Origin of the sequence: Streptomyces venezuelae (assembly GCF_008642295.1) — a bacterium.
GTDB classification, from domain to species: domain Bacteria; phylum Actinomycetota; class Actinomycetes; order Streptomycetales; family Streptomycetaceae; genus Streptomyces; species Streptomyces venezuelae_C.
Window position 1 is genome coordinate 6331461 of sequence record NZ_CP029190.1, and the last position, 16307, is coordinate 6347767.

5 protein-coding genes are annotated in these 16307 nt (G+C 74.7%); all 5 read left to right on the forward strand.

Annotation, left to right across the window (positions count from 1 at the left end; all coding sequences use genetic code 11):
- The first annotated feature begins 123 nt into the window (after positions 1-123).
- The 5 genes from DEJ50_RS28585 to DEJ50_RS28605 all read left to right on the forward strand — a co-directional run bounded on the left by DEJ50_RS28585 (position 124) and on the right by DEJ50_RS28605 (position 16307).
- Positions 124-627: a hypothetical protein gene (locus DEJ50_RS28585; protein WP_150210957.1), complete on the forward strand. Its 504-nt coding sequence runs from the start codon at positions 124-126 to the stop codon at positions 625-627.
- 49 nt (positions 628-676) lie between these two features.
- Positions 677-1192: a hypothetical protein gene (locus DEJ50_RS28590; protein WP_150210958.1), complete on the forward strand. Its 516-nt coding sequence runs from the start codon at positions 677-679 to the stop codon at positions 1190-1192.
- A 70-nt stretch (positions 1193-1262) separates the two neighbouring features.
- Positions 1263-2693, forward strand: a complete 1431-nt coding sequence (locus tag DEJ50_RS28595) for a PfaD family polyunsaturated fatty acid/polyketide biosynthesis protein (RefSeq protein WP_223837941.1) — start codon at positions 1263-1265, stop codon at positions 2691-2693.
- Complete coding sequence (gene fabD / locus DEJ50_RS28600; RefSeq protein ID WP_223837942.1) at positions 2690-3547, forward strand: ACP S-malonyltransferase; 858 nt, start codon at positions 2690-2692, stop codon at positions 3545-3547. The genes DEJ50_RS28595 and fabD overlap by 4 nt, the downstream gene beginning before the upstream one ends.
- Before the next feature lie 67 nt (positions 3548-3614).
- Positions 3615-16307, forward strand: coding sequence for an SDR family NAD(P)-dependent oxidoreductase (locus tag DEJ50_RS28605; RefSeq protein ID WP_150210959.1), 12693 nt, complete (start codon positions 3615-3617; stop codon positions 16305-16307).

Here is a 16307-nt window from a genome sequence, read left to right on the forward strand (position 1 = left end):
CTGCTGGGGGTTCTCCTGGGGCGCCGCAGCGCCCGGTTCGACAGGCTGACCGTCGTCCGCCGCGGTGACACCGGATCCGGCCACCGCGGCCCGGCCCCTGTCGCAACCGAAAGGCGGGAACCCGTGAGCAGCGCACCCAGTGAGAAGCGGTACGACACGCTGACCCCGGCGGAGAGGTCCTTCGTCGACGAGGTCGCCCGGCACTACCACGAGGCCCACGGGGTCACCTGGGAGAAGGGCCGCGTCATGGCCTGGATGATCATCAGCGACCCCGCCGAACAGACCATGGCCCAGATCTGCGCGGCCGTGGACGCCGCTCCCGAGAGCATCGAGCAGCTCCTCGAACAGCTCACCCTGGCCGGGCTGTACACCCGGACCGGCGGGGACGGCGAGGAGCCCCGCTACCGCCTGGTCGACAACGGCTACCCGAAGGCGGTCTCCGACACCTTCGCCAGCTGGCCCGAGTACCACCGGATCTTCCAGTACGGCCTGGAGGTGCTGGCCGACGCCACCCCGGAGCGCCGTCGGCGCATCGCCGAGATCGAGGAGCTCTTCCGGCACATCGTCGGCGACCTCGCCGACATGTCCGCGCGCTGGGAGCGCCACCTCCAGAGCACCTCCGCCTGACCGGCCGCCCGGCCGGCCACCGCCCGACGACGCGAAGAGAGAGGGCCCCATGGCCGCTGACACCGCACCCGTGAAGCTCACCGAGGGCGAGAAGTCCTTCGTGGAGAAGGTCGCCCAGTACTACTACGAGAACGACGGCATGCCGCACGACCGCGGCCGCGTCGTCGGCTGGATGATGATCTGCGATCCGGCCGCCCAGACGGCGGGTCAGATCGCCGAGGTCCTCGGCGTGCCGCGTGCCGCGATCGACCGCATCGTCGACCAGCTCACGCCCGAGAACGACCCCGTCAGCGTGTTCGAGCGCACCGGCTCGCTGACCGAGGACTACACCATCCGGCTGCGGGAGAACAGCTGGGCGCCGAAGGTCAGGGGCATCTTCTCCGAGTTCCCCGACTTCCACCGGGTCGCACGCGCCGGACTGGACGGCCTCCGGGCCGAGGGCGCCGCCGAGGAGCGCCTGCTGCGCCTGTCGAACATGGAGCGCTTCCTCGCCTTCGTCAGCGCCGAGATGCCCGCGATCCTCGAACGCTACGAGAAGCAGAAGTCGGCCGGACAGGCCGGCTGAACCGGCCGCGGGCCCCCGCCCGCCGGTCTCCCATCAGGCACGCAGCGCACAGAACAGGAAGGACGAGGACGTGGCGGTCGTGCATGCCGAGCAGGCCCTCGCGGCCGTGGCGGCCGTGGCCCCCGAGAACCTGGGCAGCGCCGGGTTCCGGGCCGATCACGGCGTCCGGTACGCGTACGTCGCGGGGTCCATGTACAAGGCGGTCGCCTCGGAGGACATGGTCGTCCGCATGGGCCGGGCGGGGCTCCTCTCGTACTTCGGCACCGGCGGGCTGCGGTCCGACCGGGTGATCGCCGCCGTGCGCCGGTTCGAACGGGAGCTGGGCGAAGGCCCGTACGGCTTCAACCTGCTGGCCGGCGGCGACAACCCCCGCAAGGAGGAGGAACAGGTCGGGATCTTCCTGCGGCACGGGGTGCGGCGGGTCGAGGCGGCCTCGTTCGTCCGGCCCACGCCGGCCGTCGTCCGCTACCGGCTGACCGGCGTGCGCCCGGCCCGGGACGGGTCGGTCCACGTCCCGAACCGGGTGATGGCCAAGGTGTCCCGCCCCGAGGTGGCCCGTTCCTTCCTGGAGCCCGCCCCGTCCGCCATGGTCGGCGACCTGCTGGCGCGGGGGCTGCTCACCGCAGAGGAGGCGGACCTGGCCGCGCGGGTCCCGATGGCCGACGACCTGGTCGCCGAAGCCGACTCCGGCGGGCACACCGACCAGCGGCCCATGGTCATCCTGCTGCCGGACACCGTCCGCCAACGCGACATGGCGGCCCGGGAGTTCCCGGCCGCTGCGGGAGTACGGGTCGGGGCGGCCGGCGGCCTCGGCACGCCCCACGCGGTGGCCGCTGCCTTCGTCATGGGCGCGGACTTCGTCCTGACCGGCAGCATCAACCAGTGCACGGCCCAATGCGGCACCAGCGAAACGGTCAAGGACATGCTCCAGCAGGCCGACGTCCACGACATGGCGCTCGTGCCGGCCGGCGACATGCTGGAGACCGGGGCCCGGGCGCAGGTGCTGCGCCGCGGCCTGTTCTACCCGGCCCGTGCCAACCGGCTGTACGAGCTCTACCGCCGGCACGGCTCGCTCGAGGAGCTCGACCCGGCCACGGCCGAACAGCTCCAGCGCCGCTACTTCCGGCGCAGCTTCGACGAGGTCTGGGAAGAGACCCGCGCCTACTACCGGCAGGCCGACCCGGACACCCTGGCCCGCGCGGAACGCGACCCCAAGCACCGGATGCTGCTGGTCTTCAAGGCGTACTTCGTCCAGTCCATCCGGCTCGCCATGAGCGGCTCCGCCGAACACCAGGTGGACTACCAGATCAACTGCGGGCCGGCCATGGGCGCGCTCAACGCACTGCTGCGCGGGACCGAGCGGGAGGACTGGCGCAACCGGCACGTGGACGAACTGGCCGACCTGCTGATGGCCGGCGCCGCACAGCTGCTGTCCGAGCGCATGCGGGCCATGGCAGGCCCCGACCCCGTCCCCGCTTCCCCGTACCGGAGGCTTCCGTGACCACCATCCACCTCTTCGCCGGCCAGGGCTCCCAGCGCGTCGGGATGGGCCGGCAGCTTCTGGCGGCCTACCCCAATCTCGTCCGGCAGGCCGACGAGGTGCTCGGCTACTCCGTGGCGGAGCTGTGCGTGCACGGCCCGGCCGAACGCCTCGCCGACACCCGCTTCACCCAGCCCGCCGTCTACGTCGTCGACGCGCTGTCGTACGTGGACACGGTCCGCACCACGGGCGTGATCCCGGACCTGGTCGCCGGGCACAGCCTCGGCGAGTACGCGGCCCTGTTCGCCGCCGGAGCCTACGACTTCCGCACCGGACTGGAGATCGTGGCACGGCGGGCCGCCCTGATGGCCGACGCGGGACCGGGCGCGATGGCCGCGGTCATCGGCCTCGACGAGATGCGCGTGCGCGACCTGCTGCGGGACGCCGGCCGTGACGTCGACATCGCCAACCTCAATGCCCCGGACCAGATCGTCGTCTCCGGACCCGTCGAAGCCGTCGCGTCCGTGACCCCGCTGCTGTCCGCGCACGCCGACACGGTGGTGCGGCTGCCGGTCAGCGGAGCCTTCCACTCCCGCCAGATGGCCTCGGCGGCCCGGGAGTTCGACCGGTTCCTGCGCGGCTACGTGTTCGCCCGGCTGAAGATCCCCGTCATCGCCAACACCACCGCGCGCCCGTACGACGGGGACACCGCGAGCACCCTGGTGCGCCAGCTCACCCAGCCGGTCCGCTGGTCGGAGACCGTCGGCCACTGCCTCGACCAGCCCGACCCCCAGCTGCACGAGATCGGCCCCGGCACCGTACTCACCGGGCTCACCCGGCGCATCCGGGCCGCCCGCAGCGCTGCCGTCGCTTAGCCCCTCTCCCTCAGGCCGTCCGCTCGGGGGAGCGCACCCCTCCATCCTGGAAAGGAAAGCAGCGGCCATGGAGCCCCTGACCCTCACCGGCCCGTTCAGCGTCAGCCGTGCGGAGATCGACGCGTTCGCCCAGGCCAGCGGGGACCGCAGTCCGCTGCACGTGGACGAGGCGTACGCGAGCCGCACGCCGTTCGGTGAGCCGGTGGCCCACGGGGCGCTGTGCGCCCTGAAGGCGCTGGCCGCCGGCCCGGCCCGGCCCGGTCTGCGGCTCGCGGGCCTCACGGTCCGGTTCCCCGGGCCGGTCCTGCCCGGCCGGCAGTACGTCTGCGCCGTCACGGAGACGGACCCTTCCAGGGTCGGCTATCAGGTGCTGGACGGCGGGAAGACCCTGCTGGACGCCGAGGCGGTGTACGAGCACGGAGAGCTGAGCCCGGTGTCCCGGCGGACCGCGCGCCCCCGGCCCACCGCCACCGCCGCCGAAGCGCCCCTGGAACAGCTCGTGCCCGGCACACGGATCGGCGATGCCTGGCGTCCCGACCGGTCGGCCCTGCGCGAGCTGTCGGCGGCGCTCGGACTGGCCGAGTTCGGCGTCGGCGCCGAGCACGCCGCCGTGCTCGCCTGGGCCAGCCAGCTCGCCGGGATGGAGGCACCGGGCCGGTCCGCCCTCGTCAGCGGCATGGAGCTGGCCTTCGAGGAGGCCGGCACCGGGCGGGCCTTCACGGCCCGCGGTGAGATCGCCGAGGTCGATGCCCGGTTCCGTACCGTACGGCTGACCGGCGAGGTCTCGACGGGGCGGCTGCGCGCCCGGGTCGAAGTCCGGGCCTTCGCCCGGCGGGAGGCCGCCGCCCCCTCGGCGGAGCGGATCCGCGAACTGCTCGCCGTGGCCCTGCCCACGCCCGTCACGGACGGGCTGAAGGGACGGACGGCCTTCGTCACCGGGGGCAGCCGCGGCCTCGGCGCCGCCCTCGTCCAGGCGCTCGCGGTCGCAGGAGCCACGGTCCACCTGGCGTACCGGCACAGCCGTACCGAGGCCGAGGCGCTGGTCGCGGGCCTGGGGGCGGACGGGCTGCGGGTCCGCCTCCACCAGGGCGACGTGGGCGACGCGCAGTGGTGCGCCGAGGTACGGGAACGAATCCTCGCCCAGGACGGGCCGGCAGACCTCGTCGTCCTCAACGCCGGCCCGGCCGCACAGGGCCTCGACCTGCACACCGCGACCGTCGGCAGGGCCGGCGAGCACGTACGGCGCGCCCTGCAACTGGCGCAGGCCCCGCTGGCGGCCTTCGCGGAGGACCTCGCCGCCACGAACGGGCAACTGCTCGCGGTCTCTTCCGCGTACGTGAGCGCCCCGCGGCCCGGCTTCGCACACTACGCCGCGGCCAAGAGCGCGGTCGAGGGCCTGGTCCGGGCAGCCGCCGCGGAGCGTCCGGGCGTCGGCGTGCTGATCGCCCGGCCGCCCCGCCTCGCGACCGGCTTCGCCGACGCGGTGGCCGCGGCCGAACCGGCCCTGCCGGTGGAGCCGGTGGCGGCGGAGCTGGTGCGGCGTCTGGCCGCCGCGGGCAGCGGTGGCGTGGAGCTGGCGGAGGAGTTCGGGGAGGCTGCGGATGCCTCGGTCCAGCCCGCGGCCGGTCAGGCCGACGTGCGTGCCGGCGGCGAGCCCCTTGCCGGGTCGGCTGCCGAGTCCGGCGGCCGTGCCGAGTCCGGCACCGCGTCGGCGTCGGCCGCGCAGCCCGTCGGCGAGGCGGGCGCGGGGCCCGTGACCGCCTCGCCGACCGCGCGGTCGGCCCGCGCGCGACGGGAATCCGCCGCGACCGCACCGGCCGTTGCACGCACCGGGCTCGCCGTCGGCGAGTCCGCGGCGGACGCGGAGTCCGCCGACGCGCAGGGAGGCTCCGGTCAGGCGGCTCCGGGCGCCCGCGGCATGCTCGCCGTCGCCGCCACCTTCACCACGGACCCGCTCGCCGCCCCCCTCACCACCTGGATGGACCGGCTGGGACTCGGGCTGGAGGTCCGTCTCGCCCCGTACGGGCAGGTCTTCCAGGAACTCCTCGACCCGCAGAGCACGTTCGCCGCCAACCGGCACGGCTGCAACGCGGTCCTGCTGCGGCCGGAGGACTGGCCGGCCGGCGCCGAGGGAGGCCGCACGGCGGACGAGTTCGCCGCTGCGGCCGCCGCCTTTGCTGAGCGCGCCGCCGTGCCCTTGGCGGTCCTCTTCGCCCCGCCGTCGCCCGGTGCCGCGCAGGCCCGGGGCGCAGAGCCGGCCGGCCTCGAAGAGCAGGTGCGCGCAGCCCTCGCCGGTGTCGACGGGGTGCACCTGACCGGCAGCGAGCGGTGGAGCGGCAGCCACGCCGTGCCGGACCACCACGACGCCGCACGCGAGCAGCTCGCGCACATCCCCTACACACCTCTGGCCGGCACGGTGCTCGCGACCACGCTGGCCCGCGAGGTCCACGCCCTCCTCGCCCCGCCGTTCAAGGTGCTCGTCCTCGACTGCGACCACACACTGTGGGGCGGAGTGGTGGGGGAGGACGGCCCGGACGGCATCCGCCTGGACCCCGCGCACCTCCACCTTCAGCAGTGGGCCGTGGAACAGCACGACAAGGGCGTGCTGATCGCCTTGAGCAGCAAGAACTCCGAGGACGACGTCGACGCGGCGTTCCGCAGCCACCCCGCCATGCCGCTGCGCCCCGAGCACATCGCGGCCCGCCGTATCGACTGGAACCCCAAGCCCGGCAACATCGCCGCCCTCGCCGCGGAACTGGGACTCGGCCTCGACAGTCTGGTCTTCCTCGACGACAACCCCGTCGAGGTCGCCGCCGTACGGGCCGCCTGCCCGGGCGTGCTCGCCCTCGCGCTGCCGGCGGACGGCGCGGAGACCACCGCCTTCCTCGACCGGCTGTGGGCCTTCGACCGGCCGGTGGTCACCGACGAGGACCGCAGGCGCACCGCCATGTACCGGGCGTCCCGCGAGCGGGAGCTGCTCCGCGACGGGGCGGGCACCCTCGCCGAGTTCATCGCCGGCCTGGGCCTCCGGGTCGACGTGCACGAGGCCCGCCCGGACCAGCTCGCCCGGGTCGCCCAGCTCACCCAGCGCACCAACCAGTTCAACCTCTCCGGCATCCGCAGGACCGAACAGGAGCTGAAGGCGGTGCTCGCCGACGGCGCCCGCTGCTGGGTGGCCGAGGTCGGCGACCGCTTCGGGGAATACGGACTCGTCGGCGCCGCCGTGACCCGCGAGTCCGCCGGCTCCCTCACGCTGGAGACCTTCCTGCTCAGCTGCCGGGTGCTGGGGCGCGGCGTCGAGCACGCGTTTCTCGCCGCCCTTGCGGCGGCCGCCTCCGAAGGCAGCTCGGTGCTCTCCGCGACGTACCGCCCGACGCCCCGGAACACACCCGTCCGCGCCTTCCTCGACGAGGTGTTCGGCACGGGGACGGCCGCGCCGGACGGCTCCCTGAGCTGGAAGGTCACGTGCGACGTGGCAGCCAAGACCGCATTCCGGCCCGAGGCCCGGCCCGGAACGGATCCGGTATCCGCCCCCGCGGCCCGGCCGACGGCCCCCACCGCCGATCCGGTCAGGCTCACCGCACTGACCACGATGGCCGCCGACCTGACCGACGCCGGTGCCCTCCACGACTGGATCACGGCCGCTGACGCCTCCGTGGCCGCACCCGCGAGTGAGCCGACGGGAGTCCCGGCACCGCACGACGGCCGAACCCTGGCGGCGGTCCGCGAGGTGCTGGGGCGGCTGCGGCGGCTGCCCGCCGACAGCCTGGGGGCCACCACCACCCTGGAGTCACTGCGGCTCGAATCCCTGGAGATCGTCGACGCCACCGTGGCCCTCGAAGCCCGGTTCGGCCGCCTGCCGTCCACGCTGTTCTTCGAGTACCGGACCCTCGGGCAGCTCGCGGCGGCGGTGGACGCGGCGACGGGCGCCGTTGCGGACCCGGGGCCCGCAGCACCCGGCGGTGCGGCACAGGCCGGCGACGCCGCAGGCCGGACGGCCGCCGGCCGCGGCGAGGGCGACCGGCGGGCCGTGGACGGTACGGCCGCCGCGAGCACCCCTGTGGCGTCCGACGACATCGCCATCGTCGGCATCGCCGGCCGGTTCCCCGGTGCCCGCGACACCGGCCGGCTGTGGCGGAACCTGATCGCGGGCACGGAGTCCATCGGCGACGCGGCCGTCCGCTGGGGCGGGCGTGCCTACGTCGACCCGGCCGGCGGACCCGGCAGGACGTACACCTCGGCCGCCGGACTGATCGACGGCGTCGACGAGTTCGACGCACCCTTCTTCGGCCTCGCCCCCAGCGAAGCCGAGACCATGGACCCGCAGCAGCGCCTCTTCCTCCAGGCCGCCTACCACGCCCTGGAGGACGCCGGCCACACCGCGGCGGACCTCGGCCGGAACATCGGCGTGTACGTGGCCTCGATGGGACCCGACTACGCGGTGCTCAGCGCCGGCGCGGCGCTCGACGGCCGCAGCCGCTACCCGAACACCGATCTCTACCAGATCGCCAACCGGGTCTCGCACTTCTTCGACTTCACCGGGCCGAGCATCGCCGTCGACACCGCGTGCTCCGGTTCGGGCACCGCCCTGCAGCTCGCCTGCGACGCCATCCGCGGTGGCACGGTGACGGCCGCGGTGGCGGGCGGCGTCAACGTCATCCTGCACCCCGCGCGGCGCATCCAGTACGCGCAGCTGGGCATGGTCTCCCGTACCGGCCGCTGCCGTCCGTTCGGCGCGGACGCCGATGGGATGGTGCCGAGCGAAGGGGTCGGCGCGGTCCTGCTGCGGCCCCTGCGGGACGCGCTCGCCGACGGCGACCACATCCACGGAGTGATCAAGGCGATCGCCGCCAACAGTGACGGGCGGACCAACGGATTCACCGTACCCAGCCCGGACGCGCAGGCGGAGCTGATATCCCGCACCCTGCGGCGGGCCGGCATCGATCCGGCGGGCATCGGCTACGTCGAGGCCCACGGCACCGGCACGAAACTCGGCGATCCCATCGAGATCCGCGGTCTGGCCCGCGCCTACGGGCACGGCCTGCGGCCGGGCAGCATCCCGATCGGCAGCCTCAAAGGAAACATCGGGCACACCGAGGCCGCCGCGGCCGTCGCGGGCCTGACCAAGGTGCTGCTCCAGCTGCGGTACCGCACTCTCGTGCCGTCCCTGCACTCCGAACGGCTCAACCCCCACATCGACTTCGCCGCAACCCCCTTCCGGGTGCAGCAGGAGACCGTCACCTGGCCCGCCGGGCCGAACGGCACGCCCCGCCGCGCAGCCCTGAGCTCCTTCGGCGCCGGAGGGGTCAACGTCCACCTGATCGTCGAGGAGGCACCCGACCTGCCCCGGACCGCGACACCCGCCGGGCCGGAGCTGATCGTGCTGTCCGCGCGGGACGAGGAAACGCTGGGAGAGGTCTGCGCCCGGCTGGCCGCCTGGCTGCGTGAGGACCAGGGGCGGCACCCGCTCGCGGACATCGCGTACACGCTGCGCGCCGGGCGCGAACCGCTCGCCTGCCGGGTCGCGTTCACGGCGGACGACCTGGACGCACTGGAAGCAGTGCTCAGCCGGCTCGCCTCCCCTGCCGACGGCATGGAGGCGGAGGCCGCCGCCCTTGGCGCCGCCTTCGGACAGGCGGTGGGGGACCCCGCCCTGGCCGAGATCCTCGACGGGGGTCCCGAGCCGGCCGCACTGCGGCGGGTCGGGCCGGCCGCACTGGGCCGGCTGTGGTGCCGGGGAGTGGCCGTGGACTGGGCCCGCGTCATACCGGGCGCGGCGCGGCGCCGGGTGCCCCTGCCGGGGTACCCGTTCCGGCGGACCCGGCACTGGCTCGCGGAACCGGACGCGGCGGCGACCGTCACCCCCAGGGGGCTCGCCTACTACGCGCCGCGGTGGCTCCCCGAGCCCCTCGGCCCCGCCGGGCTGCCGGCCGACGCGGCGGTCGTGGTCGTCGGCGGGACCCCGAACTGGGCGGTGGGAGCGGACGGGACCGCGGACGACCCGCGTGACGTCCGTGTACCGGGAGACGGGAGGGAGCTGGTCGTGGTCGACCGGCGTCGCCTGGATGCCGAGGACACCGACGGAGCGGACACCGGTCCGGCCGCGCTGCACGGAGCCGTCGCCGTGGCCCGGCAGGCCGGCCGGGGCCGCTCCGTCACCTACGTCTGCCTCGGCCGGACGTCGGAGGAGGACCCGGCGAGTGCGGCCGTCTCGGGTCTGGGCAGGGCCCTGGCCCAGGAATCCCCGTACGCCAGGGCCATCCGGACGGAGGTCGCGGCGGATGCCGCGGAGCCCTCGCTCGCCGAGGTCCTGGCCGAGGTCCGCTCGGGCGTGACCGAGACCCGGCGGGCCGGCGGCGAGCGGTGGGTCCGCCGGTGGCGCCGACTGGAATGCGTCCCCACCGCGCCGGTGCTCCGCGCCCGGGGCCACTACCTGATCACCGGAGGCGCGGGCGGAGCCGGCAGGCTCCTCGCCGCCCACCTCGCCGCACGCTGTCAGGCCCGGGTGACCCTGCTCGGCCGCTCACCGGCCCCCGCCGCGCTCGGCCCGCTGCGCGAGGAGGTACGGACGCACGGCGGTGAACTGCTCTACTTCCAGGCGGACATCACCGACCGGGACGCCCTGCAGGAAGCACTCACCGCCGCCCGTGACCGTCACGGGCCCCTGCGCGGCGTGGTGCACGCGGCGGGCGTGCTGCGCGACGGCACGCTCCACGACACCTCCGACGAGGACATCACGCGGGTCCTCGCGCCCAAGGTCACGGGCTGCCGGCAGCTGGACGCGGCCACCATGTCGGACCCGCTGGACTTCTTCCTGGCGATGTCCTCCTACGTCGGCACGTTCGGAAACGCGGGACAGGCGGGCTACTGCGCGGCCAACCGGTTCCTCGACGCGTTCATGGAGCAGCGCGCCGACCGCGCGGCCCGAGGGCTGCGTCCGGGCCGGTCCGTGTCGGCCGTCTGGCCGTTGTGGGAGGAGGGTGGCATGCGCATGCCCGACGCCACGCGGCGTCTCACCGAGACCACGCTCGGCCTGACCGCCATCGGGCGGGACGCCGCCCTGCGCGCGTTCGAGGACGTCCTCGGGCTGGACAGCCCGACCGTACTGATCGGCTGCGGGGACCAGGAACGCATCGCATCCGCGCTCGCCGCGCTCGATCCGGCCGTGACCGCCCCCGCTCCCGGTGACGCCGGCGACGCCGGGGGCGCGGACGCGGCGGGCGAGCCGGCCAGGCTGCTGGACCGCCTGCGCGAGGAGGCCGCCCGCCTGGTGAAGCTGCCCGCCGCGCAACTCGACGTGACCGCCGAGTTCGGTGACTACGGCTTCAACTCGCTGATCTTCACCGACTTCGCCAACCGGCTCAACGACCTCTTCGGTCTCGCTCTCACACCCGTGGTGTTCTTCTCCCACCCGAGCCTCGTGGCTCTGGCCGAGGAGCTGCGGCGCCGAGGGGTGACCGTACCCGTATCCGCTCCGGCCGTTCCGCTGCCGGCACGTGCAGTCGCCCGGGAACCCCAGGAGCCCCAGGACTCCACCGGACCGGACCGGGCCGTGCCCGTCGCCGTGATCGGCATGGCAGGACGCTTCCCGGGCGCGGAGGACCTGGACACGTACTGGGAGAATCTCCTGGCCGGCCGCGACCTGGTCACCGAGGCACCCTCGGGCCGCTGGGCGGGCCCCGCGCCCCGCGGAGGCTTCCTCGACGACATCCTTGCCTTCGACGCCGCCTTCTTCGGAATCACCCCCCGTGAGGCACGGCTGATGGATCCTCAGCAACGCCTCTTCCTCGAAGCGGCCTGGAACGCCCTGGAGGACTCCGGGCACGACCCGCGACGTCTCGGCGGCAGCCGCACCGGCGTGTTCGTCGGAGCCACCCTCGCCGACTACGCCGAACTCCTGAGCCGCGCGGGGGAGGAGGTCGCCGGCCACTCGGTCACCGGCCACGTACCGAGCATCATCGCCAACCGGCTCTCCTACCTGCTCGACCTGCGCGGTCCGAGCGAGGTCGTCGACACCGCCTGCTCCAGCTCGCTCACCGCACTGCACCGCGCGCTCACCGCGCTGGAGAGCGGCGAGTGCGGACTCGCGGTCGCCGGCGGAGTCAACGCCCTCTTCTCGCCGACGTGGTTCGACTCCCTGGAGACGGCCGGGATGCTTTCGGCCACCGGGCGTTGCTGGACGTTCGACGAGCGTGCCGACGGGTTCATCCGCGGCGAGGGCGTCGGGGTCGTCGTCCTCAAACCCCTCGACCTGGCGCTGCGCGACGGGGACCCGGTGCGCGGGGTCATCCGCGGCAGCGCGGTCAACCACGGCGGTCGCGCCCATTCCCTCACCGCCCCGAACCCGCAGGCACAGGCGGAGGTCGTCGCCTCCGCGCTGCGCCGGGCCGGTGTGCACCCGCGATCCGTCTCCTTCGTCGAGTCCCACGGCACCGGCACCCGGCTCGGCGACCCCATCGAAGTGGCGGGCCTGAAGACGGCGTTCAGCCGTGCCGGAGGCGAGCCGTCCGGGCAGCCCTGGTGCGCGCTCGGGGCCGTGAAGACCGGCATCGGGCACCTGGAGTCGGCAGCCGGCCTGGCAGGGCTGGTCAAGGTGCTGCTGGCCATCGGGCACCGGACGCTGCCGCCCAACGCGGCGGGCAGCCGGCCGAATCCGCACCTGGAGCTGGCCGGCAGCCCGTTCCGGGTGCCGCTGGCGGCCGAGCCCTGGCAGCCGGTGGACGACGCCGGCGCCCCCGTGCCGCTGGTCGCGGGCGTCAGTGCCTTCGGCTTCGGCGGAGCCAACGCCCATGTCGTGGTGGCCGAGCCTCCGGCGGGGACCGCAGCCCCCCAGGACCCGGCCGACCGGCCTGCGGGCGCGCAGGTGGTGGTCCTGTCCGCCGCCACCCCGCAGGGCTTGCGCCGGTACGCGCGCCGGCTGCACTCCTGGCTCGCGGGAACCGCCTGCCGGCTCGGAGACCTCGCCCACACCTCGCAGGCCGCCCGAACAGCCCTGCCGGAGCGGCTTGCGGCCGTGGCCTCGACCCGCGCCGAGCTGCTCGGCCGGCTGGAAGCCTTCCTCGCCGGGGTCACCACTCACGGGCTCTACATGTCCGAGGCCCTCCGGGGCTTCCCCCCGGCCGCGGACGGCGGCCCGCGGCACGCCGGCTCGTCCGGCGGGGGCGCGCACGCCCTCGCGCGGCGCTGGGCGGCGGGCGAACCCGTCGACTGGCCCTCCGCTCCCGGCCTCCGCCGGGTCCCCTTCCCCGTATACCCGTTCGACCACACCCGTGCCCACGGTCCCGTGCTCGGAGAGGAAGCCGTGACAGCACCGAAGCACGCGGACCACAGGCCACAGCTGCTGACCCGCGCCTGGGTACCCGCACCCACACCGGCTCCCGCGCCGGAAGCAGACCGGTCCCGGGCCGGGGCCCGGCTCCTCCTCGTCGGGCGCGACGCCGATGCCGGTCTGCTGGAAGAGCTGGCCGGTACGGACGCACGCGACTGGATCGTCCTGCACGAACCCTGGACGCTGCCGGCCCTCGGCGCCCCCGAGTACGAGATCGACTTCGAGGACCACGAGGCGGGCCGACGCGCCGGGCGCCGGATCACCGAACGGCACGGGCGGATCGCCGAGGTGCTCGACCTGACCGACGCCCGGGGCGGTGACCGGCTCGGCCGCGAGGCCGCCCGCGTCGGCCTGCTCCAGGTACTCGCCGGCCAGGGCCGGAGCGGGGACCTGGCCGTGGTCCACCTCCGCGCGGCGGGCAGCCTCGCCGGCGCCCGGATGGCCGGCCTGGTCCGGGCCGTGGGCGCCGAGTGCGGCACGGTGCGCTCGGTGGGAATCGAGATCGAGGGCCCCCTGGCCGGTGTGCGGGAACTGCTGCGCACCGCCGTGGCCGAAGCCGCCGCCGCGGGCGCGGAACCCGAGGTGCGCTACCGCGACGGAGCCCGTGAGGTACGCCGCCTCCGGCCGCTCGTGGAGGGCACCGGCACACGGACGGCCGGCGGTCTGCGCATCGACCCCGACCGGGCGTACCTGATCACCGGCGGCACGGGAGGACTCGGCCTCGCCGCGGCCGACCTGCTGGTACGGCGAGGCGCCCGCCGCATCGCGCTGGCCGGGCGGCGGCCCCTGGAGCGGAGTGGTGCGACGGCCGCGTGGTCGCGGGACCGTCTCGAGGCGGTCCGCCGGCTGGAGGCGGCCGGAGCCGAAGTCATGCTGTTCAGCGGCCCGCTGAGCGACGAGCCGGCCCTGTCCCGGTTCCTCGGTGAGATACGGGCGCGCTTCGGGGGGATCGCCGGAGTGCTGCACTGCGCGGGATCGGTGGGCGGCACCCCCGCCTTCGTGCAGAAGACCTACGCGGAGATCTCCGCATGCTGGGAGCCCAAGGGGTCCGCGCTGCTGGCCCTCGACCGGGCCCTGGCCCAGGACGCGCCCGACTTCGTCGTGCTGTACTCCTCCCTCTCGGCCGCCGTACCCGCGCTGGCCGTCGGCCTGACCGACTACGCGGCCGGCAACGCGCTGCTCGACGCCTACGCGGAGCAGCGCGGACGGACGGACGGCTCGGGTACCCGCTACCTGGCCATCGACTGGGGCAGCTGGACGGGCGCCGGCATGGGCGAGGTCACCGCACCCCGCTACCGCGACGCCGGTCTGGGCGCGCTCACCGTCGACCAGGGACTGGACCTCTTGGACCGGGCGCTGGGCACGGCCGGACACAGCAGTCTGGTCGCCGTGTCCGCACGCCCCGGGGCGGCGGAGGCCCTGCTGCCGGGCACGCAGGCGGACAACGGGGCCGACCTGACGGCCGGCAACGGCACCCGTACCGGAGCGGGAACCGGGCCGCGCACCGGAACCACGGGCGAGCCGGTCTCCCCGGCACGCCCCGAACCACCGAGCCCTTCAGTGCCCGTGGCCGGGCCGGAGACGGACGGACCCGCGGCAGGCTCCGCGGTGGTCGGCGCAGGCTCGACGGCCGACCGGCACATGTCACGGCTCACCGGTCACCTCGTCGAGCTCATGGCCGAGGCGACCCTGCTCGACCGCACCACGATCCGCCCTGACGTGCCGTTCGCCGACCTCGGCGTGGACTCCGTGCTCATCGCCGGGCTCGTACCGCGGCTGGAGGAGGTCACCGGCAGCCCGCTGGATCCCTCGGTGATCCTTGAACACCCCACGACTGCCAGGCTGGCCGCGTACCTGATCTCGCGTCACCCCGACGCCGTCGGCCGGTGGGCGACCGCCGCCGAGGCGCAGCACGGCGGCACCGCCCCGGCGGAAGACCGTGCAACGCCGGGGAGCGGTCCTGCGGCGGGGTTCCGCGACGGTGCCGTACCGGCCGCGGTGACACCGGCCGCGGTGACACCGCTCGCGGTGATCGGCATGGCCGGCCGGTTCCCCGGCGCCGCCTCCGCCGCGGAGTTCTGGGAACTGCTGCGTGAGGGACGCTCCGGGGTACGGGAAGTGCCGCGCTCCCGATGGGACGTGGCCAGCCTGTACTCCCCGGAGCCCCGGCCCGGCCGGAGCATCGGCAAATGGGGCGGGTTCCTCGACGGGATCGAGGACTTCGACCCCGGATACTTCGGCATACCGGACGCCGACGCGGCCCACATGGACCCCCTGGTCCGGCTCTTCCTGGAGTGCGCCGAGGAGACCTTCGCCGACGCCGGCTACACCCCGGCCGAACTCGCCGGCCGCCGCATCGGCGTCTACGTCGGATCGGGCACCAGCACCTACGGCTCCCGCATCGGCGTGCCGGGCAGGTCCACCGCCACCGGGCTGAACCAGAACTTCATCGCCGCCCACCTCGCGCACGTCCGGGACCTGCGCGGCCCCAACATGGTGGTCGACTCGGCCTGTTCCTCCTCGCTGACCGCGCTGCACCTGGCCCAGCAGGCCCTGCACACCGGCGACTGCGAGATGGCGCTGGCCGGCGGCGCGGACCTGATCCTGGACGAGACCCCGTACCTGAAGCTGAGCGCGGCCGGCGCCCTCTCGCCGGACGGGGCCTGCCACGTCTTCGACGCGGCGGCCAACGGTCTCGTGCCCGGCGAAGGCGTCGGCGCGGTCCTGCTCAAACCGCTGGACCGGGCCCTGGCCGACGGCGACCGCGTCCTGGCGGTGATCGAGGCGACCGCGGTGAACAACGACGGCCGCACGATGGGCCTGACCACGCCGAACCCGGACGCCCAGCGGGCCGTGATCCGCGAGGCCCTGGCCCGGGCGGGGGCGGACGCCGGCACCGTCTCGTACGTCGAGGCCCACGGCACCGGCACGATGATCGGCGACCCGATCGAACTGAAGGCGCTCACCGAGGTCTTCCGCGAGGACACCGCCGAACGCGGATTCTGCGCCGTGGGCAGCGTCAAGTCCAACGTCGGGCACCTCCTGATGGCCGCCGGAATGGCCAGCCTGCAGAAGGTCGTGCTCTCGCTGGTGCACCGGGCCCTGCCCCCGACCCTGCACTGCACCCGTCCCAACCCCCGGTTCGCCTTCGAGGCCTCGCCCTTCCTGCCCAACACGGAGCTGCGGGAGTGGCCCGCCCGCCAGGGCGTACGGCGCGCCGGGATCAGCGCCTTCGGGTTCGGAGGCACCAACTGCCACGTGGTCGTACGCGGGCTGACCGACAGCGAGCGGCAGCTCGCGCAGCCCCGGCGGGTGCCGCTGCCGCCGCCGGTGTTCCACCGCACCCGTCACTGGGTGGACCGGCAGCCCCCGGAACACCGGGCCACCACCCTGCGTCCCCGTCCCCTGTTCGAGCTGGAGGAACTGAGCTAG

Coding starts and splice junctions, on each gene's coding strand:
- DEJ50_RS28605 (WP_150210959.1), top strand. CDS start 3,615: ATGGAGCCCCTGACCCTCACCGGCCCGTTCAGCGTCAGCCGTGCGGAG.
- DEJ50_RS28590 (WP_150210958.1), top strand. CDS start 677: ATGGCCGCTGACACCGCACCCGTGAAGCTCACCGAGGGCGAGAAGTCC.